Raw genomic sequence first — 20,344 nt, forward strand, 5'->3', positions numbered from 1 at the left:
CAATGCACGAAAGCGGGAGATTTGGGTCGTGGGTGATGGCATGACTATGGGTTCGGACCGCTTGGCTGCCCCTCACCCTAACCCTTACCGGGGTCGAGCCACTGGTCTCGACCCGTCCTGTGGACCCCCGTAAACGGGGGCGAGGGGACGTGCCACGCGAGAGGTCAGAGGAGAATGGAGAGACTGCGACATGGTCCCTTCGCCCCGCGTGCGGGGGTCCGAAGGACGGGTCGAGACCAGTGGCTCGACCCCGGTCGGTGCCGGCAGGCGGATGAGGGGCTGACCTCGCCGATCTCCACCCTCAAGAAGACACGCCCAAGACCGCCTCCTGTTCGCGGCGCCCAAGAGGCGGAAATGCGAGCGCGATCGCCGCAGCCCCGAGCCCGACCATCGCGGAGCCGATGAACAGCCAGGAATAATTGGCGAAGGTATCGAAGATCCAGCCGCCGATCAGAGGCCCGAAGGCCATGCCGAGGCTGGAGAGCATCGTCGCCGCACCCAGCACGGTGCCGATGATGCGCTGGCCGAAATATTCCCGCGCCAGCACCGCATAGAGCGGCATCACGCCGCCATAGGCGCTGCCGAAGACGATGGCGAGCGCATAGAACTCCGTCAACTGGCTGACCAGGAGATAGGTCGCGAGTGCGGCCGCCTGCACCAGGAGGCCGGCGACCAGGACCGGCTTCACGCCGATCCTGTCGGCGAGACTGCCATAGAGCAGCCGACCGGCGAGGCCCGCCAGGCCTTCGACACTGTAGATGCTGACGGCCGCCATCGGTGCGACGCCGCAGATCGTCGCATAATTCACCATGTGGAAGATCGGGCCGGAATGGGCCGCACAGCACGCAAAGAAGGTGAGGCCGAGCACGATGAACTGCGGTGACCGGAAGACTTTCGAGAGCTGTGGCCGGGCGCCCGCCGCGGCAAATTCGGTACCGGCATCGACGGCTTCGGCAGGCGGACGCCTGACCAGCAGGGCGGCCGGCACCAGCAGCACCCAGGTGGCAATGCCGATGATCAACATGGCAGGGCGCCATTCATAGGCCGAGATCAGCCAGCGGGCGAAGGGCGAAATCGTCATCGGGGCTACCCCCATGCCGGCCGAGACCAGCGACACGGCAAGACCGCGGTTCACGTCGAACCAGGCGGTGGTCGCGGCGATCATCGGCGCGAAGAAAGCGCTGGCGGCCAGTCCGACCAGGATGCCGTAGGTCAGCTGGAATTCGATGAGTGTTGCGGCGCGGCTGGCGAGCACCAAGGCCAGGCCGAGCAGCACGGACCCGACCAGCACGACGATGCGAGGGCCGAAACGGTCGCTCGCCGCACCCCAGAGGAAACCGCCGAGACCCATGACGAGGAAATTCAGCGTCATGGCGCTGGCGATCCCGACATGCGACCAGCCGGTGGCGGTGGCGATCGGCTCCTGGAAAATCGCCAACGAGAACATTGCGCCAATGGCGACGCACGACATCAGGGCACCAACGGCGACGATGACCCAACGATAGGAAACACTCATGGCTTCATACCTCCATGGCGACAGAGTGATCGCGACGCGTGCAGCCCATCCGCCGCTTTCCGCGCCTTGCGATTAAAGACGTTCGAACCGTTGCGATTTCGACAGCGCCGTCACATCTTTTTTCCACCGGCCATTTAGAGCGTGCGGAACATCACCAACGCGTCAACATAACCCTCAGTTGGATGCAGGAAGACGCCGGGCAGCCGGCCGACGATGTCGAAGCCGAGGGATTGCCACAGCGCGACAGCGCGGCGATTGCTGCTGACGACGAAATTGAACTGCATGGCCCGAAAGCCCCGTGACCGGGCATGCTCGAGCGAATGTTCGTGCATGCGGCGGGCGACGCCGCGGCCGCTCGCAGCGGCATCGGTCATGTAGCCGCAATTGCAGACGTGGCGCCCGCCGCCGGCCTGATTGGCCTTGATGTAATAGGTACCGAGGATGACGCCGTCCTCCTCCACGACGAAGGTCTCGCGGTCCGCTCCCATCCAGTAGGCGAGCGCATCGGCTTCGGAGAGATCGCGGTCGAGCGCATAGGTCTCACCGGCGCGGATCGTCGGGCCGATGATCCGCCAGATTGCGCCGCGGTCGTCGTTGTTTGCGGGCCGGATCAGCATGACGTTTTCTATCGAAGTAGATCGCGGCACGCAACGTTCCGCGAGCGCTCAGATCGCGGCAGTTATAAAGTGCGGGTTACGAAGGACCCTGCCGACAGCGCCCGGTCTGCACAAGCTCAGTGCCATTATGCCGGCGGTGCGGCCTGATGAACAGAGCGGAGGGCGAAGAGCGCGCAAATGTCAGCAACCAGGATCAAACACCCCTTTAGATCCCATGGCAGAACAGGCGTAATGGCAGTCCACCCGCACGAGGTTAATCATGAATACCAAGACTCTTTCTGCCCTTTGCGCGGGCGATGACAGCGCGCAGCGTCGCAAGCATGAACATTATACAAGGCATTCTGCCTTTAGCGCGCCCGGCCGCCATTCTGCGCTCCTCGACATACTGCCGTCCGATCCGGCCGGCGTTGCCCGCACGGCGCAGGCCTTACTGATCTACGAGCACGCCGCAGAACCATTCTATGGTTACAGGGTTCCCGAAGCGCGCCGCGGCGAAAGCCACATCCGGCCGATGGAAAAAATGCTTGATGCGTTGCTGGTCCTCGACGACCGTCCGCTCTCCGTCGCCCGGTCGCCCGAGAAGCGTCTGGTCGGAATCTGCCGCCATTACATGTTGCTGTCCGTCGCAATTCTTCGGCAGCACGGAATTCCCGCCCGTGGTCGCGGAGGCTTCGCCACCTACTTCAATCCGGGCAAGTTCGAGGATCATTGGGTATGTGAGTACTGGAAAGCGGCTGATGGGCGCTGGGCCCTGCTGGACAGCCAGCTCGACGAAGTTTTCATCCGCAATCTCGGAATTGGTTTCGACATCACTGACGTTCCGCGCGCCCAATTCCTGACCGCTTCCGAGGCGTGGCGCAGATGCCGCAGCGGAGAACTCGATCCAAATCTGTTCGGCATCGAGTTTGAGCAGCTTCGTGGTCTGTGGTTCATCGCCGGTAACCTGATCAGAGATCTCGCCACTCTCAACGGTCGCGAAGTCCTGCCTTGGGACGTTTGGGGAGCACAACCCACGATAAATGCGACGCTTTCGCATTCCGAACTGGATTTCTTTGACGAGGTCGCTTTGATTACGGCCAATGCAGATGCAGATTTCGATGCGTTGAGCCGGCGTTTTTCCGAGGAGCCTAAACTACGGCTCCCGCAAACGGTCTTCAACTCATTGCGACGGCGTCAGGAAAGCGTATTCGAGTAAGACGGCCTACACTTTCAGACCGAAAGCACCTGCTTTCCCACTGCCCATGCCCCATCGGCGCGCAACCGGAATCCATCACCAATAGGATTTCGCGCCTGAAAATGATGTGCCGCGGCAACGGAGCACCTTCATCTGGAAACGCGGGCGCCTCTCGATATCAGCCGTGCGTTTTGCGCTCAGACCCTTTCGAGCGCGATCGCAATCCCCTGCCCGACACCGATGCACATGGTCGACAGCGAATAGCGTCCGCCGGTTTCGGCAAGTTCCAACGCCGCCGTGCCGGTGATGCGGGCGCCCGACATGCCTAAGGGATGGCCGAGCGCGATTGCGCCGCCATTGCGGTTCACGCGGGCGTCGTCATCGGCAATGCCGAGTTCGCGCAGCACCGCCAGTCCCTGGCTGGCAAAGGCCTCGTTGAGTTCGATCACGTCGAACTGTTCCTGTGTCATGCCGAGCCGCGCCATCAGCTTGCGCGAGGCCGGGATCGGACCCACGCCCATGACCCTTGGTGGTACGGCGGCGGCAGCACCGCCGAGGATGCGGGCGATCGGCGTCAGGGCGTATTTTCGCGCCGCCGCTTCGGAAGCGACGATCAGCGCCGCCGCCCCGTCATTGACGCCGGAGGCGTTGCCTGCCGTCACCGTGCCGCCTTCTTTTTTGAAGGGAGTGGCAAGTTTCGCCAGAGCCTCGATCGTCGTCCCCCGAGGATGCTCGTCCCTGTCGACCACAACCGGATCGCCCTTGCGCTGCGGGATGGTCACCGGCGTGATCTCCTTCGCCAGCCGTCCGCTCGCCTGGGCTGCCGCCGCCTTCCCCTGGCTGCACAGCGCGAAGGCGTCCTGATCGGCGCGGCTGACCTGATAGTCCTCGGCGACGTTCTCGCCGGTCTCCGGCATGGAATCGACCCCATACTGCTTCTTCATCAGCGGGTTGATAAAGCGCCAGCCGATCGTCGTGTCGTGAATTTCGGCTGCCCGAGAAAAAGCCGTCTCGGCCTTCGGCATGACAAAGGGCGCGCGCGACATGCTTTCGACGCCACCGGCGAGCATCAGTACCGCCTCGCCGGCGCGGATGGCGCGCGCCGCCGTCATCACTGCATCCATGCCGGAGCCGCAGAGCCGGTTGATCGTCGTGCCCGGGACAGCGACGGGCAGGCCGGCGAGCAGCGCCGACATGCGGGCGACGTTGCGGTTGTCCTCGCCCGCCTGGTTGGCGCAGCCGAAGATCACGTCGTCGACGGCTTCCCAGTCGACGGCGCCGTTGCGCGCCATCAGCGCCTTCAGCGGGATGGCGCCGAGATCGTCGGCCCGCACCTGGGAAAGCGCGCCGGCGAAGCGGCCGATCGGCGTCCTGATATAGTCGCAGATGAAGGCTTCGGTCATGGCTTTCCCTTCAGAGTTTCGGAACGACGAGATCGGCCACCGGGCGGTCGACATGCAGTCGCGCCCCGGTCATCGCCTGCAGTTCTTCCAGCGACATGGCGGCGAGCTTCTCGCGCAGGACGAAGCGCCCGTCGAGGATGTCGATGACGGCGTGGCTGGTATAGACGCGGGTGATGCAGGCGACGCCGGTCAGCGGGAAGCTGCATTTCTCCACCAGCTTCGGCTCGCCCGTCTTGGTGACGTGCTCGGTGATGACGCAGACCTGCTTGGCGCCATGCACCAGGTCCATGGCGCCGCCGACGGCCGGCACGCCCTTGCTGCCGACCCGCCAATTGGCAAGATCCCCATTCTCCGCGACCTGATAGGCGCCGAGGATGGCGACGTCGAGATGGCCGCCGCGCACCATGGCGAAGCTGTCGGCATGGTGGAAGAAGGCCGCACCCGGCTTCAGCGTCACCGCCTTCTTGCCGGCGTTGATCAGATCCCAGTCCTCTTCACCTTCGGCCGGCGGCTCGCCAAAATTGAGGATGCCGTTTTCGGTGTGGAAGATCGCCTGACGGCCGGGCGGCTGATAGCGGGCGACCATTTCGGGAAAGCCGATGCCGAGATTGACATAGGCGCCGTCAGCAATGTCCTGCGCCGCGCGCCAGGCGATCTGCGCATTGGAAAGTTTGATGTCGTCCCTGATATCGACGGTCATACGTAGACCACTCCGGCTCGGATGAGCTCTTCTTCCTGCTGCGGATGGGGGACGGCGACGACGCGGTCGACGAAGATGCCGGGGGTGACGACATGCTCGGGATCGATGCCGCCGGCCGGCACGATCGAGGAGACCTGGGCGATCGTCCTGGCCGCCGCCATGCACATCAGCGGATTAAAATTGCGGCCGGCCTTGTTGTAGGTGAGGTTGCCGTGGACATCGCCGACCGCAGCCTTGACGATGGCGAAATCGGCTTTCAGCCAGCGCTCCTGCACATAGTGACGGCCGTCGAATTCGGCGATGACCTTGCCTTCCGCGAGTTCGGTGCCGTAGCCGGTCGGCGTATAAAAGGCCGGAATGCCGGAGCCGCCGGCGCGGATGCGCTCGGCGAGCGTGCCCTGCGGCACCAGTTCGAGCTCGATTTCGCCGGCCAGATATTTTTCGGTGAAGGCGCGCGGATCCGAGGAGCGCGGGAACGAGCAGATCATTTTCCGGACCAAGCCGGCGTCAATCATCGCGGCGATGCCGATGCGGCCGTTACCGGCATTGTTGTTGATCACAGTCAAGTTTTTCGGGCCCTTGTCGATCAGGGCATGGATCAGCTCGATCGGCGCGCCGGAGCCGCCGAAGCCGCCGATCATGACGGTGGCGCCGTCGCCGATCTCGGAGACGGCCTCAGCCGTGCTCGCGATTGTCTTGTCCATGGGGATCTCCTCAGCCTTTCCTTGTCATCAGAAATAAAACGCAGCAGGAGCAACGGCAAGGCATTTTGTGCGTTATTTGACATTTGTTCATATATCGCACATGCTCACTTGTTAAGAGGAGAATCGAACCCATGCGTGAAACCGATTTCGTCAGCGGCTTTGCCCGCGGCCTGAAAGTCATCGAAGCCTTCGGTGAAACGCGGCAGCGGCTTTCCATCGCCGAGGCATCGAAGCTGACAGAGCTCGACCGCGCCACGGTGCGGCGTTCGCTGCTGACGCTCGCCGAGCTCGGTTATGCCGATTATGACGGCAAGTTCTTCACGCTGACGCCGAAGATCCTGCGGCTCGGCCATGCCTATCTGGCGGCAACGCCGCTGCCGGCGCTGTTGCAGCCGCATCTCGATCAGCTCTCGGAACAGGCCGGCCAGAGCGCCTCGGCCTCGGTGCTCGACGGCACCGAGATCGTCTATATCGCCCGCGCCGCGCAGCGCCGGGTGATGTCGATCAATCTGACCCCCGGCAGCCGCCTGCCGGCCTATTGCGCCTCGATGGGCCGGGTGCTGCTGGCGGCCCTATCGGAGACAGAGGCGCGCGCCATCCTGGCCAGGAGCGAGCTGAAGCAGAACACGGCCAATACCAAAACCGATCCGGACGAACTCATCGAAGAATTCCGCCGGGTGCGCGCAGAAGGCTGCGCCGTCATCGATCAGGAGCTGGAGATCGGCCTCTGCTCGATCGCCGTGCCAGTCGAAAACGACCGCGGCGAAACGATCGCGGCGATCAATATCGGCGCGCCGGCCGCGCTCGTCCCGGCCGCCGAGATGAAGGCGCGCTATCTCAAGCTGTTGAAGGAAACGCAAGCGGCGTTGCGGCCGCTGCTGCGCCGATAACGGCAAGCCGAAAGGCGAACGGCCCCGGCCGGAACCGGAGCCGCTAGACGAAAAGTCAATGCGTCAGATCGAGCGCGGCTGTGAGATCGCCCATCGGCGGCTCGCCATTGTCGCTGAGCGCCTTGTCGCGGGCGGCGATGCCGGGCAGCACCGGCAGGTCGTAACGCGTCGTGATCAGCCGGATTATCGAGGTCGTGTCGTACTGGGTATGATCGACCGTGCCGGCCTTGGCGAAGGGCGAAATGATCACGGCCGGGACGCGGTTGCCCGGACCCCAGCGGTCGGCCTTCGGCGGCGCGACGTGATCCCAGAAGCCGCCATTCTCGTCATAGGTGACGATGACGAGCATATGGCCCCATTGCGGGCTCTTCTCGAGATGGGCGACGACATCGGCAAGATGCTGGTCGCCGCTTGATACATCGGCATAACCACCATGTTCGTTGAGATTGCCCTGCGGCTTGTAGAAGGACACCGCCGGCAGCTTGCCGGCGTCGATGTCCCGCAGGAACGCCTCGCCGGCCAGGCCGCCATCCTTGAGATGGTCGGCGCGAGCGGGTGTGCCGGGGGCGAAATTGGCGAAATAATTGAAGGGCTGGTGGTGGAACTGGAAGTTCGGCACCGGTGTGGCGTTTTTGCCGTCGAGCGCCGCCTGCCAGGCGCCGCCATACCAGGCCCAGCTGACGCCCTTCTGCGACAGGAGATCGCCGATGGTGGTCTCATGCTGCGGCGGCAAAGTCGTCGCCGCATTGGGATCGGCATAGGCCGGATCGCCGTCCTTGGCCGGCGGATTGGCGCTCGGCTGATAGGGCGGCTGCATGGTGTTGACGGCGTAGAAGTCTGGGGTCAGCGTGCCGTCGGAGACGAATTTCGGCGCCCCCTGCAGCGCCGATTTCGGCGCGTTGTCGGCGACAACAAGCGAGGTGCCGTCGGCATCGACCTTGGCGATGACAGGCTTTGCCGGGCTCTTGTCGGCATCGGGATAAAAGGGCGCGCAGGCGCAGGCCAGCGCGAAATGGTTGAGGAAGGAGCCGCCGAAAGCGCCCTGGAAGAAATTGTCGGCGAGCACGTATTTTTTCGCGACCTGCCACATCGGCAGGATCGAGCCGTCATAATGGCCCATGACCAGGCTGCCGGAATCGGCCCAGGCGACGAATTTGTCGTTCTTGCCGCCGTCGATCTGCATCTGCTCCTGATAGAAGCGATGCCAGAGATCGCGGGTGACGATCGTCGGCGCCTGCGCAAACCCCTTGGGATCGTCGATCGCAAAGCTGGCATTGGCAAGATGGGCCGACTGCGCCTCGGTGATCGCAGGCGTCACGCCTTTGGCGGTCAGGCCGCCCCAGGCCGGCGGCAGTTCGGCGAGCGGCTTGCCGTCGCGGTCGAGCTGGCGGTCCTGACCGGCGCCGACATTGGCAAGGCCGTTGGCGCCGGGAAAGCCGCCATAGAGATTATCGAAGCTGCGGTTTTCGGCATAGATGACGACAATATTGCCGATCTTGTCGTAACCGGCGGGCGCGGCATGGGCGGAGGCCGCGATAGTGAGCGGCATCATGGCCGATCCGGCGAGACAGAGCGAGGCGAGGCGTTTCAGGCTTTTCACGGGGGTTACCTCATGGCTAGGGGGCATTGGCTAGAGGGAGCGGGGGCCGCTCGGGGGGCGCACCGACGCTAGTCCCGCCTTCCATCAACTTTGTGACAGCAAGGTTACAGCGGTGGCACGACAACAGCCGTCATCAATTTGTTGCATCACGGTTCGATCATGCTGGAGGCCATGCATAAATCATTGGAATCCTTAGGATGACGAAAACGATGTCCTGGCTTGCGCGGCCCGGCCTGGCGGCCGGAATCGGCGCTGCAATGCTCTCTCTCGCCATTATGCCGCTGCGGCAAAGCAGCGCGGCGGCGGCTGCCGACATCCATCCCGGCCCAATGTCGCGCGCCGAGGCCTTCGCCCGGGCCGAATGGCTGACCGCGCTCGGCCGCAAGATGTTTTTCGATCCCTCGCTCTCGGCCTCGGGGCTGCAGGCCTGCGCCTCCTGCCATGATCCAGCCCACGCCTTCGGCCCGGCCTCGGCAGCGCCGGTCGAGATGGGCGGCGCCAATATGGACCGGCCGGGCCTGCGCGCCGTCCCGACGCTGCGCTACCTGCAGGCGGTGCCCGCCTTCACCGAGCATTATTACGAGTCCGAGGACGAGGGCGACGAGAGCGTCCACAACGGCCCGACCGGCGGCCTGACCTGGGACGGCCGGGTCGATCATGGCGCCGACCAGGCGAAGATCCCGCTGCTCTCACCCTTCGAGATGGGCAACACGGATGCGGCCGACGTCGCCGCCAAACTGCGCAAGGCGTCCTATGCCGCCGACATCAAAGCGGTCTTCGGCGAGACCGTATTCGACAACCCGCAAGACACATTCGACGCCGCCGCCGAGGCGCTCGCCACCTTCGAGCAGAGCGGCCCGGATTTCTACCCCTATTCCAGCCGCTACGACGCATTTCTCGCCGGCAAGGCGACGCTGACTGCGCAGGAACTGCACGGCCGGCAGCTGTTCGAGGACCCGGCCAAGGGCAATTGTTCGAGCTGTCACCTCAGCGAACCCGCCAATGACGGCGAGCCGCCGCTCTTTTCCGATTTCGGCTTCCTCGCGCTCGGCGCGCCGCGCAACATGGCGATCCCGGCCAATGGCGATCCGACCTATCATGACCTCGGCCTCTGCGGCCCTCAGCGGACCGATCTCGCCAGCCACAAGGACTATTGCGGCCTCTTCCGCACGCCGACGCTGCGCAATGTCGCGCTGAAGAAGAGCTTCTTTCACAACGGCTATTTCCACACGCTGCGCGACGTGGTCTCCTTCTATGCCACCCGCGACAGCGACCCCGGCCGCTGGTATGCGCAAAATGCCGACGGCACGATCCGCCGCTATGACGACCTGCCGCAGGCCTATTCGGACAATCTCAACCAGGACCCGCCCTTCGGCCGGAAGCCCGGCGACGCGCCGGCGCTGACCGATCCCGAAATCGACGACATCGTCGCCTTCCTCGGGACGCTGACGGATGCGGATCTGCTGCCAGAGCCGAGCGGGGATTGAAACAATCGCTGGATGGGCCGTGCGAAGCCCAGTCAGGGCTGCATGTCATCGAGCTGTACGGTTTGACGAGCCCGGATGGCGGTTGCTTTGTCTACGAGGCGTGCTGTCATGTAAGCGAAACAGACAACTGCGCCAAGAAGCACCAAGAAGGCGAGAGGGCCATTCAGACCAACCAAACCCGCAAGGGGCTTGAAGACACCGATCACACCGCGATGCAGGATGTAGACGGGATAGGAGATGTATCCGATCCAGGTCGCCAGCCCTTCTGCCTGGGCGGGCATCTCCAGCAACAGGCCGAGTGTTACGATGAGCGGCGCCAGGGTGATCGCGAAGATCAGATCGTAGTAGGGCCGCAGTACGAGCGGAACCGGAGCTGCAATGCAGATCAGCAAAAGCAGGCACGGAGCTATTGCGACCCAGCCCCTCCTCCAGGCCGAAACGCCGTTGAAGAGACGGCTGATAACGACACCTGCGGTAAATGAGAACATCACCCTCGGCAGTCCACCCACTGCTGAAGGCCACTCCCAGCCGATATTCAACATGCCGTACTTCAGACCGACAAAAACCAAGAATGCCGCCGAGACGAGCGCAACGGCGCAGAGGGCGCGGACGGAGAGCCGGAAGAGCCACAGTGCGAAGACGATATTGACCAGCAATTCCCAGAACATCGACCAGGCCGGGCCGTTGATCGGAAACATCCCTTGCATCGGATGCGCTTGAAGGAAATACATCGGGCTCGGCAAAACGAAGGTATTGGTTGCGCTCGACACCAGCAGATCGACCGCGCTTTGGGCTCGCAGTCCCCAGCTCGTCAACAGAATGATCTGCACGAGGCCAACCAAGATCCCGATCAGATAGAGCGGATACAGGCGTTTGATGCGGGCCTTCATGAATGACTGAAATGGCAGGCCGCGCGACAGCCTTCGTCCGTAAATGTCGGCGATAATGAAGCCGCTGAGAACGAAGAAAAAGTCGACCGCCAGATAAGCCGATGGCGCGTATCTCTCCTGGAAGTGCGTGGCGACAACACAAATGGCGGCAAAGCCGCGCATGGCATCGAGCGTATAGTAGCGGCTGCGGCCACTTGTCGAAACATCTGCCCGGTGAAGCTGATGTAACGGATAATCGTGGTCGAGATCGGTCATCTTGTCGATTATCTCATGCGTTTGCGGCCGAAGCCGTTTGGGTTGAGAGACGGGCGGCGAAACAATCCGCCGCACTGGAGCCAGGAAATCACACAGGGGTGGCCACTGCGCCCCTGTTGCCCTTGCGCTGCCGAGCCTGCTTGATGCTGCCGATCAGGACATTCAGGCGCGCCCTGCACAGCAAGAATATCAGGCTGCAGTAAGCGATGCCGCCTGCAAGGGCTTCTATAGCCAGACGTGCGTAGGGCGACCAATGAGGCAACAGTTCGTGCAGCAGCAAAACGACAGCCACCATCGCTGCACTGGCCGTGGTCGGCCGCAGGAACTGCGCCAAATATGCCGGCACACTCAGCTCTATATGCTGCGACACCTTCCAGCTGGTGATCGGCCAGAACAACAGGACTTCGATCATGATCGCAAACACGATTGTCGTCACGCCGTAGGGGTACAGAACTGCGATGGTCAGAAGCGTGAGAACATTTCGAGCCAGCTGGTAGTAAAACCACCAATCCATCTCTCCCTGGCTTTTTATCAGGGATGCCTGCACGTAGCCGATCCCAGCCATCAAGCCAATAACGCAGTAGAACCGAACCGGCCAAACGGCCTCGATCCAGTGCGCTCCGAAAATCGTCGTGATTGCATCATCGGCAACCGCCGCAAGCCCGATGAAGACGGGGTAGGAAACCAGAGCACAGCCAAACGTCGCCATCAGGAATGCTTCCCGGACTTTTTTCGGATCGGCCCGCAGCGAAGACAGCAGCACGTGCGTCACCGACGTCAGGCCGCCGGCGATGACGTTGTTGATCATGTCAAACAGGCGCTTGGAAAAGTTATAGATGCCGAGCGCCGACGGGCTCAGGAGCACGCCGATGAGCAAGTTGTCCAGGCTCATCGTCTGTAAAAAACGGGTGCCGGATGCAAAGAAACCGTAGTGAAGCAGATCATTGAGGCTCGCTTTCTTTATCTTCAGGCCGGGAATCCAACCCGCACCCCAGAAAGCGGCGCCGCACGATGCCGCTGTGGCGGCGATCTGGGCAATGGCAAGCCCCCACAAGCCGAAACCGGCGAGAACCAGAACAAGGCAAAGGCAAGCAGACGTGACGGTCGCGATGACTGTGCGGACGGCCACCAGATGGAATGACATTTTTCTGTTCACGATCGCATTCGGAACGACGGCCGTGAAGTCGAAGAATACCTTCGATCCCATGATGTAAATGAGATAGGTGACTTCCTTATGCCCGACATAGGCCGCGATCGACGAAGCGGCCAGGCATAAGCCGCCGTAGACCAGGAACGAAAAGCCGAGCGAAAGCAGGAATATCGTGTCGAGGTGGCTGCGCCTGATCTCGGCTCTCTGGATGATCGCTTCGCCAAAGGCAGTCGGCCCGAAACTCGCTGCAAAGGAGACGATGCTGAAGGACAGCGCGACAAGACCGAAGTCCTGAGGCTGGAGAATACGAGACGTGACCACAAAAACAGCGAAGGTCAGGACCGTCGGAATAAGGGTACTGAGTGCCGACCAGAAGGCACCCGTTACGGCTGCGGCGGACCGGTTCTCACTGACATGGCTGAAGAGAATATCGTCGTCTTGCAAAACCGACAAACTGAGCTCCTCCGAAAATCAGACTATGGAAGGTTGAGGGACCAGATCGGGGGCGGGAATACTGGGACCGACAGTCATGGGCCGGCTCGACTTGTACCAGGTGCCGCCGATCTCATAGGGCAGGCGAGACATTGCTGCGAAAATCTCGCCGGCATTCGTTGCTGTCTCCACCAGGGGGCTGTCGCCGGTCCGGCTATCGATGAAAGCGTGAAGATTGCTGCCGTCTCTCGCGACCGCGACATGCGGCTTATTGAGCAACAGACAGAGAATATGGCCGTGTAAATGGTTGGTAATGATCCGCTCTGCGCCGGACAGGATCCGCACGCCATAATCGACATATCGACGGGCGACATCCTCGCGGTGCTGGGCCAGCATCGCCGTGCGGCTGAATCCATGCCGCAGCGCTGAGCTGACGATGCTCGACATGCGCAGGCGCGACAAACTGTCGGGACCATTGATCCAATTGGTCAGCGGTCCGTCAACAATCGATCGCGCTTTCGCTATATCGACGTCGTCGTCCTCGCCAAGTGGCTGCATGACATACAACACCCTCAGAGGGTCGGCGTCGAAGGGCTTCAGCGTCTCGATACCGAATGCCGTGTCCGGGCCGGCCTCGACCTCACAATCGAAGTTCGCTCTTGCCAGTTCGAAGCTCTGGTCATCGCGTGTCAGGCAGAAGAAGTTGCGATGCCTGCCAATCGTGCGTTTGGCGTATTCCTTGAGCGACTCGTTGGCGAAGTGAATCCTCTGCGGCATCTGGATGATCGTCCGGTCCGGATATTTCCACATCAAGCGGCAGCGAAGATCATCCCTGCCCGCCCGCAAATCCCCAAAATCACTCCACCCGCAAATGAAAATGGGAGCATCGGCCGGCGTTTCCTTTATCTCGTCTATATTTTGGGATGCACCGCAAACAAGCGCCGGCATCCTGCCCGTTACTTCCCTCAATACCTGCGACAACCCAAGCCAACTTGCATGATGCCCCGGATCTTTATTCGAAGGAAAGTCAATTATAATGTAAGGCTGTCCCGTATTTACGAACTTCCTTACTATTTCAATCAACTTTTCTCTTTGTCTATGTATTACAACTTCGCCGAGGTGATGCATCAATACAACGTGATTCTCTAAATTTTATCGACTGATCTATATCCATCAGCTGAATGAGTCAATTGGACTTCGGCGCGACATAGAATCGCACCAGATTTACATTACTTTTTCGTAATGTTAGACATGCTGGATTTTCGGAGATGACTTCGTTCTAGCGCTCACTCCGATAGACTGAGGCGGTGGGCCACGGCTCATCCGGTCGTTGTGCCGAGCGCACTGTTGTCAGAGGCGCAGTTGGGCAGATCGGAGAGAGTCTCGACTTGAGCCCATTTTCACAACGGCTCGTGACAACGTTCAAACTCGCCTTAATGGCGTGTCAAACTTTAGAGGTGCGGGAGGCTCGCATGCACGGGGGCGATGGCAAGAAGGCATTTTACCCGAACTTCAACATGATCAGGCTCGTCGCAGCCTCGACGGTGATCTTCTCGCATGCCTTCCTTATCGTGGAAAAGACCTCGGCGAACGAGCCCTTCGAGCGGTTGTTCGGAGAGGGCAATATCCTCGGCCTCTTCGGCGTCTATGTGTTTTTCATCACCAGCGGCTTCCTCGTCACGCAGAGCGCGCAGTTCGGCAGCGCGGGTGGTTTTCTCTGGCGACGGGCGCTGAGAATATACCCGGCGTTCATCGTCTGCACCCTGCTCAGCGTCTATGTCCTGGGCGCCCTGTTCAGCCCGTTGGGCATCAGTGGCTACTTGCTGAAATCGCTTCATCTGAAGACGACGTTGCATTCGCTGCTCGACCCGAACTTTGGCATGACCCTGCCGCATGTGCAGTTTTATGATCCGGCCATCTCCTGGCTTGCCACCTCCGTCAACGGTTCTCTTTGGACGATCGGGCAGGAAATCTTCTGCTACCTGATCGTCGCGGGATTGATGGCAATCGGGCTTCTGCGGGCGCCGCTTATGGCACTTGCCGTCGCCGTGGGCGTGACATGGCAGCTTTTCTTCGATCATCCGTGGCCAAACATACGCTTCCTGACGGATTTCACCTTTATCGCTCCCTATTTCTTCTGCGGTTCGCTTCTCTGGTTCGTGATGGAAAAGCGGCGGCCCAGCATTGTCCTGGCATTGGTCTTCGCGGCGCTCGGCGTGCTCTTCCTCGTCTTCTGGCCCGGCTATCTCTACGGCCGCATGTTGTTCGCCTATCCGCTTGTCCACATCGCGACCTCGCCCTCCATTCGCCTGCCGACTCTCGAACGATTGGGCGACGTCTCCTACGGGACCTATCTCTATGGCTGGCCAGTGGAGCAGGTGATGAACCATGCCCTCGGCCAGTACAGCACGTGGTGGGCCGTCTTTGCCCTTTCGCTGCCGACATCGTGGTTGCTCGGCTGGCTTTCATGGCATCTCCTGGAGAAACGTGCGCTGCGCCTGAAGCGCATCCCGCTCCTCCAGCGACAGCCTGTCAGCCCTTGAGAAAAGCTGACTTCCGCCCCACAGTTCGCAGCGACGTCTGACGCTCTGATTGTTGCAGCCGGACTTTGGCGCGTGATTGTTCTCGCTTAGCGCATCATTCCGAACTACTCCACTTGCTGCATCATAATTTCCGATATACATCATTCTATCGGAAACTATGGGGAAATGATGGAACGCTCGTTTTTGACGATCGCCGCCGGCGAGAACAGTGAGGCCATTCGAGCGCTGTCGGCGCCGGCGCGGATCGAGATATTGAAGCTGCTCTGCGCCAAGGGGCCGCTCAACATCAACGATATCGCCCAGGCGCTTTCCCTGCCGCAATCGACCGTCGCCACCGGCATCCAGATCCTGGAAGATGCCGGACTCGTCGATTCCCGGCTGGCCAAGGCGCGCAAGGGCAACCAGAAGATCTGCTCGGCGGTCTATAGCGAAATCCTGATCAGCTTCGAGGAAAGTGCGGCGCAGCGGGCCAACAATATCATCGAGGTCGAGATGCCGGTCGGGCTCTATACGAGCTGCGACGTGCATGCGCCCTGCGGTCTCTGCTCGACCGAGAGCGTCATCGGACCGCTCGATGTGCCGGATTATTTCCTCGATCCGCAGCGCATGCAGGCCGGGCTGGTCTGGTTCGGCCGCGGTTATGTCGAATATAAATTTCCGAACAATGCCAAGGTGTTGAACAAGGATATTCGCGCTATCGAATTTTCGCTGGAGCTGTCATCCGAAGTGCCCGGCACCAATCCGGACTGGCCCTCCGACATCACGCTCTGGGTCAACGGCATGGCGATCGGCACCTGGACCTCGCCCGGCGATTACGGCGACAAGCGCGGCGCCTTCACGCCCGCCTGGTGGAAGCTCGAAGGTTCGCAATACGGGACGATGAAAACCTGGCGGATCTCGACGCGCGGCACCTTTATCGACGGTATCGCCGCATCGAATATCACGCTCAGCGATCTGGCGCTCGGCCAGCATTCGTCGATCCGCCTGCGCGTCGGCATCGCCGAAAATGCCGGCCACACAGGCGGCGTCAATATTTTCGGTCGCGGCTTCGGCAATCACGGCCGCGACATCACCATGCGGCTGCATGTCTGAAAACATAATATCGGATAACCTGATTTAAAAATCGCATTTATTTCGTGTTTCAGAGGTCGCTAAACTTTATCAAGCCATTGTATTTCAATATTTTTCCTTCGGATTAGCATTAGTATGATTAAATCCGCCTTTCGGTTGACATCACGACATTCCTGATATCAAGTTAGAGGCACGAAAACAAAAATCCTGATACATAAACGGGGAGGATCCGTTGAAGACGAATGTCGTTGCCCACCGCGATTTCCGCATCGCGACCATTGACGCCAGGCTCTACAGCTCGTTTCTCGAGCATCTCGGCAGAGCGATCTACGGCGGCATCTACGAGCCTGGACATCCGACAGCCGATGAAGACGGCTTCCGCCGCGATGTGCTCGATCTTGTGCGTGAACTCGACACGCCCTACTGCCGTTATCCCGGCGGCAATTTCGTCTCGGCCTATAATTGGGAAGACGGTGTCGGTCCGCGCTCGGAACGCCCGGTGCGCCTCGACCTTGCCTGGCGCACCCGCGAAGCCAACCAGGTCGGCGTCAACGAATTCGTCGACTGGTGCAAGAAGGCCAATACCAAGCCGATGCTGGCCGTCAATCTCGGCTCGCGCGGCCTCGATGCCGCCCGCAACTTCCTCGAATATTGCAACCATCCCGGCGGCACCTACTGGTCGGACCTGCGCCGCAAGCACGGCTGGTCCAATCCGCATGATGTCAAACTCTGGTGCCTCGGCAACGAGATGGACGGCCCCTGGCAGGTCGGTCACAAATCGGCCTATGAATATGGCCGGCTGGCGGACGAGACGGCGAAAGCCATGCGCGGCTTCGACAAGTCGCTCGAGCTCGTCGTCTGCGGCTCGTCGAATTCCGACATGAAGACCTATCCGCAATGGGAGGCCGAGGTTCTCGACCAGTGCTATGACAGCGCCGACTACATCTCGCTGCATATGTATTTCGCCAACCGCGAGAAGAACACGCTGAACTACCTCGCCCGGGCGACCAAGCTCGACCGCTACATCACCACGATCGGCGGCGTGATCGATTACATCAAGGCGAAGAAGCGCTCGAAGAAGACGATCGGCATTTCCTTCGACGAGTGGAACGTCTGGTACCATTCCAACCAGCAGGACAAGGAGATCCTGGCGCGCGACGAATGGCCGGATGCGCCGCATCTGCTCGAGGACGTCTATAATTTCGAAGACGTGCTGCAGGTCGGCGGCATCCTCAACACCTTCATCCGCCGCTCCGACCGGGTGCGCATCGCCTGCATCGCCCAGCTCGTCAACGTCATCGCCCCGATCATGACCGAGGACGGTGGTGCGGCCTGGCGCCAGACGATCTATTATCCCTTCTATTACGCCTCGCGCTATGGCCGCGGATCGGCCCTGCAGCTCGTCGTCGACGGCCCGACCTATGACAGCGACGAGGAGAACGAGGTTCCCTATCTCGACGTCTCGGCGGTGCATTCCGAGGATGGCCGGTCGCTGACCTTCTTTGCCGTCAACCGCCATCCCGACACGGCACTCGATCTCGACGTGCGGCTGGAAGGTTTCGGCGGCGCCCGGCTGATCGAGCAGGTGGAGATGACCCATGGCGATCTCGAAGCCGTCAACACCGCGCGGCGGCCGGAGACGGTCGTGCCCGCCAAGGTCGAGACGGCAAGGATCGAGGATGGACGGGTGCGGGCGGCGCTGAAACCGCTGTCCTACAACGTCATCCGGCTGTCGGTGTGACAGCCGCCGCCGGTGCCGATCGGCCCGGCTGAGAAATCGGCCCCCTGCGAGGAGGCAGGCGGCCGGAGGATGGTTCGCCGAAGCGTCAGGCTCACAAGCCCGCTTCTGGGAACCGACAACCGCGACATGCCCCTGCGTGCCTCGAAGGCCGCCGCATCGTCGCTTACAAGGGAGGAGTTCATGCAAAAGTGGAAGAGGTTTGCATTCGGCTTCGTGCTGGCCACGCTCGGCCTGACCGCGGTGGCCGGAGCCCAAGACTATACCTCCTTGCCGCGCAAGGAGACGCTTATCGTCGAAAATCCGGAAGGGACGATCAAGAATCCCGGCTGGTTCAACATCTGGGTCAATGGCGGCGGCGGGGTCTCGACCGGCCTGCAGCAGCTGACCATGGATACGCTCTGGTATATCGACCCCGAACAGGGTCTTGGCGGTGCGGCCTGGGACAATTCGCTCGCCGCCGACAAGCCGCAATATAATGCCGACTTCACCGAAATGACCGTGAAACTGCGCAAGGGGCTCTATTGGAGCGACGGCGTGGAATTCACTGCCGATGACGTGGTCTATACCGTCAAGACGCAGATGGATCACCCCGGCATGATCTGGAGCGCGGCCTTCTCGGTGCAGGTGGCAAGTGTCGAGGCGACCGATCCGCAGACTGTGGTGTTCAAGCTGAAGAAGCCGAATTCGCGCTTCCATGCGATCTTCACCGTGCGCTGGAACGGCGCCTGGATCATGCCGAAGCATGTGTTCGAGAAGGTCGAAGATCCGCTGCGCTACGATTTCGCCAATCCCGTCTCGCTCGGCGCCTACAAGCTGAAGGCCTACGATCCGCAGGGCAAATGGTATACCTGGGAGAAGCGCGACGACTGGCAGCGCACCTCGCTTGCCCGCTTCGGCGAGCCGGCCCCGAAATATGTGACCTATACCGATCCCGGCCCGCCGGATAAGCGCACCATCGCCCAGCTCGAGCACAATCTCGATATCATCCACGACAACACGCCGGAGGGCATGTTCACCCTCAAGGAGAAGTCGAAGACGATCGAGACCTGGTTCCCGGGCTTCCCCTTCGCCCATCCGGATCCGACGCTGCCGGCCGTGATCTTCAACACCCAGCAAGCGCCCTTCGACAATGCCGATGTGCGCTGGGCGCTGGCCCTGCTGATCGACATCAAGGCCGTCGATATGGCGAGCTACCGCGGCGCGGCGACGCTTTCCGCACTCGGCGTGCCGCCGACGGCGGCGACGATGAAAGACTATCAGGCGCCGATGCAGGACTGGCTGAAGGATTTCGAGATCGATACCGGCAAGAGCAAGATCAAGCCTTATGACCCGACGGTCGGGCAACAGATCGCCGATATCCTGCGCAAGCAGCCGAAGTTCAAGGACCAGATCCCGACCGATGCGGAAGCGATCAGCGGTGCCTTCGGCTATGGCTGGTGGAAGCCGAACCCGAAAGCGGCCGGCGAACTGCTTGAGAAGGCCGGCTTCAAAAAGTCCGGCGGCAAATGGCTGACCCCTGACGGACAGCCCTTCAAGATCCGCATGACGGTGGAAGGCGATACACGCTCGGTCTTCACCCGCGCCGGCACGCTGATTGCGCAGCAATGGGCGGCCTTCGGCATCGACGCCAAGGCCGTGCCGGCCGCCAAGCTCTGGCAGACGGCGCTGCAGCCTGGCGATTTCCAGGTGGCGATCGCCTGGAGCGTCGAAACCTGGGGCGGCGATCCCGACCTCTCCTTCTTCCTCGACAGCTGGCACTCCCAGTTCGTCGCCAAGAAGGGCGAGGTTCAGCCGCCGCGCAACTGGCAGCGCTGGTCCAATCCGGAGCTCGACAAGATCATCGAGAGCATCCGCGGCATCAGCGCCGACGATCCGAAGGGCATGGAGCTCGGCAAGGATTATCTGAAGCTCGTCGCCCGCGAAATGCCGACGATCCCGCTGATGTCCTACAACGTCTTCACCTCGATGGATACGACCTATTGGACCGGCTATCCCACCATCAAGGACCCCTATACGGATCCGGTGCCGAACTGGGCGAACTCCAGGTTGATGATGGTCAAGCTGAAGCCGGCCCAACCGCAATAACCCTCCCAACGCCGGCGCGTAAGCCATCGCGCCGGCCCCCTCATCGGCGGGCATGCGCCCCAGCTGCCATGCTCGTCGATCCTTTC

General features: G+C 61.4%; 16 protein-coding genes. 7 read left to right on the plus strand and 9 right to left on the minus strand.

The annotated features are described in order from the left end of the window. Window positions 1–301: 301 nt before the first annotated feature. Window positions 302–1,516: an MFS transporter gene (locus ACQ7C1_RS17550; protein WP_430959203.1), complete on the minus strand. Its 1,215-nt coding sequence runs from the start codon at window positions 1,514–1,516 to the stop codon at window positions 302–304. Window positions 1,517–1,650: 134 nt separating this feature from the next. Further along, window positions 1,651–2,133 (minus strand): GNAT family N-acetyltransferase, encoded by a 483-nt coding sequence (locus tag ACQ7C1_RS17555; RefSeq protein ID WP_430959204.1) that lies wholly within the window; start codon window positions 2,131–2,133, stop codon window positions 1,651–1,653. Between the two features lie 259 nt (window positions 2,134–2,392). On the opposite strand from ACQ7C1_RS17555, the gene ACQ7C1_RS17560 reads away from it, so the two are divergent. Then, entirely contained in the window at window positions 2,393–3,328 is a 936-nt protein-coding gene (locus ACQ7C1_RS17560; RefSeq protein ID WP_430959205.1) for a transglutaminase domain-containing protein, read from the plus strand. Between the two features lie 176 nt (window positions 3,329–3,504). On the opposite strand, the gene pcaF is transcribed toward ACQ7C1_RS17560, so the two are convergent. Genes pcaF through ACQ7C1_RS17575 form a run of 3 tightly spaced genes read right to left on the minus strand, consistent with a single transcriptional unit; the run spans window position 3,505 to window position 6,114 of the window. Then, entirely contained in the window at window positions 3,505–4,710 is a 1,206-nt protein-coding gene (pcaF, locus tag ACQ7C1_RS17565) for a 3-oxoadipyl-CoA thiolase (RefSeq protein ID WP_430959206.1), read from the minus strand. Between the two features lie 10 nt (window positions 4,711–4,720). After that, window positions 4,721–5,410: a CoA transferase subunit B gene (locus tag ACQ7C1_RS17570; RefSeq protein WP_430959207.1), complete on the minus strand. Its 690-nt coding sequence runs from the start codon at window positions 5,408–5,410 to the stop codon at window positions 4,721–4,723. Then, complete coding sequence (locus ACQ7C1_RS17575) at window positions 5,407–6,114, minus strand: 3-oxoacid CoA-transferase subunit A (RefSeq protein WP_430959208.1); 708 nt, start codon at window positions 6,112–6,114, stop codon at window positions 5,407–5,409. The genes ACQ7C1_RS17570 and ACQ7C1_RS17575 overlap by 4 nt, the downstream gene beginning before the upstream one ends. A 131-nt stretch (window positions 6,115–6,245) precedes the next feature. Between ACQ7C1_RS17575 and ACQ7C1_RS17580 the strand changes: the two genes are divergently transcribed. Then, window positions 6,246–7,004 carry an IclR family transcriptional regulator domain-containing protein gene (locus ACQ7C1_RS17580; RefSeq protein ID WP_430959209.1) on the plus strand — a complete coding sequence of 253 codons (759 nt, stop codon included), beginning with the start codon at window positions 6,246–6,248 and terminating at the stop codon, window positions 7,002–7,004. Between the two features lie 55 nt (window positions 7,005–7,059). Here the strand turns inward: ACQ7C1_RS17580 and ACQ7C1_RS17585 are convergent, their stop codons facing one another. After that, window positions 7,060–8,604, minus strand: a complete 1,545-nt coding sequence (locus tag ACQ7C1_RS17585; RefSeq protein ID WP_430959210.1) for an acid phosphatase — start codon at window positions 8,602–8,604, stop codon at window positions 7,060–7,062. A 197-nt stretch (window positions 8,605–8,801) separates the two neighbouring features. On the opposite strand from ACQ7C1_RS17585, the gene ACQ7C1_RS17590 reads away from it, so the two are divergent. Further along, the gene (locus ACQ7C1_RS17590; protein WP_430959211.1) at window positions 8,802–10,091 is read left to right on the plus strand and encodes a cytochrome-c peroxidase; all 1,290 of its coding nucleotides are present in this window, start codon (window positions 8,802–8,804) and stop codon (window positions 10,089–10,091) included. Window positions 10,092–10,123: 32 nt separating this feature from the next. Here ACQ7C1_RS17590 and ACQ7C1_RS17595 read toward each other — a convergent pair whose 3' ends face one another. The 3 genes from ACQ7C1_RS17595 to ACQ7C1_RS17605 form a co-directional block, all read right to left on the minus strand. Then, the gene (locus ACQ7C1_RS17595; RefSeq protein ID WP_430959212.1) at window positions 10,124–11,236 is read right to left on the minus strand and encodes an acyltransferase family protein; all 1,113 of its coding nucleotides are present in this window, start codon (window positions 11,234–11,236) and stop codon (window positions 10,124–10,126) included. An 88-nt stretch (window positions 11,237–11,324) separates the two neighbouring features. After that, a complete protein-coding gene (locus ACQ7C1_RS17600; protein WP_430959213.1) occupies window positions 11,325–12,839 on the minus strand; it encodes a lipopolysaccharide biosynthesis protein in 1,515 nt (504 codons plus the stop codon). A gap of 18 nt (window positions 12,840–12,857) precedes the next feature. Next, window positions 12,858–13,946 carry a polysaccharide pyruvyl transferase family protein gene (locus ACQ7C1_RS17605; RefSeq protein ID WP_430959324.1) on the minus strand — a complete coding sequence of 363 codons (1,089 nt, stop codon included), beginning with the start codon at window positions 13,944–13,946 and terminating at the stop codon, window positions 12,858–12,860. 344 nt (window positions 13,947–14,290) lie between these two features. Here ACQ7C1_RS17605 and ACQ7C1_RS17610 point away from each other — a divergent pair, with 344 nt between their 5' ends. The 4 genes from ACQ7C1_RS17610 (at window position 14,291) to ACQ7C1_RS17625 (ending at window position 20,258) form a co-directional block, all read left to right on the plus strand. Beyond that, a complete protein-coding gene (locus ACQ7C1_RS17610; RefSeq protein ID WP_430959214.1) occupies window positions 14,291–15,361 on the plus strand; it encodes an acyltransferase family protein in 1,071 nt (356 codons plus the stop codon). A 165-nt stretch (window positions 15,362–15,526) separates the two neighbouring features. Beyond that, complete coding sequence (locus tag ACQ7C1_RS17615) at window positions 15,527–16,453, plus strand: ArsR/SmtB family transcription factor (RefSeq protein ID WP_170965829.1); 927 nt, start codon at window positions 15,527–15,529, stop codon at window positions 16,451–16,453. Between the two features lie 211 nt (window positions 16,454–16,664). Next, a complete protein-coding gene (locus ACQ7C1_RS17620) occupies window positions 16,665–18,173 on the plus strand; it encodes an alpha-N-arabinofuranosidase (RefSeq protein WP_221119515.1) in 1,509 nt (502 codons plus the stop codon). A gap of 180 nt (window positions 18,174–18,353) precedes the next feature. Then, window positions 18,354–20,258: an ABC transporter substrate-binding protein gene (locus ACQ7C1_RS17625; RefSeq protein WP_430959215.1), complete on the plus strand. Its 1,905-nt coding sequence runs from the start codon at window positions 18,354–18,356 to the stop codon at window positions 20,256–20,258. Window positions 20,259–20,344 lie beyond the last annotated feature (86 nt).

The organism is Rhizobium sp. Nf11,1, from assembly GCF_050587665.1.
In the GTDB taxonomy this organism is placed as follows: domain Bacteria; phylum Pseudomonadota; class Alphaproteobacteria; order Rhizobiales; family Rhizobiaceae; genus Rhizobium.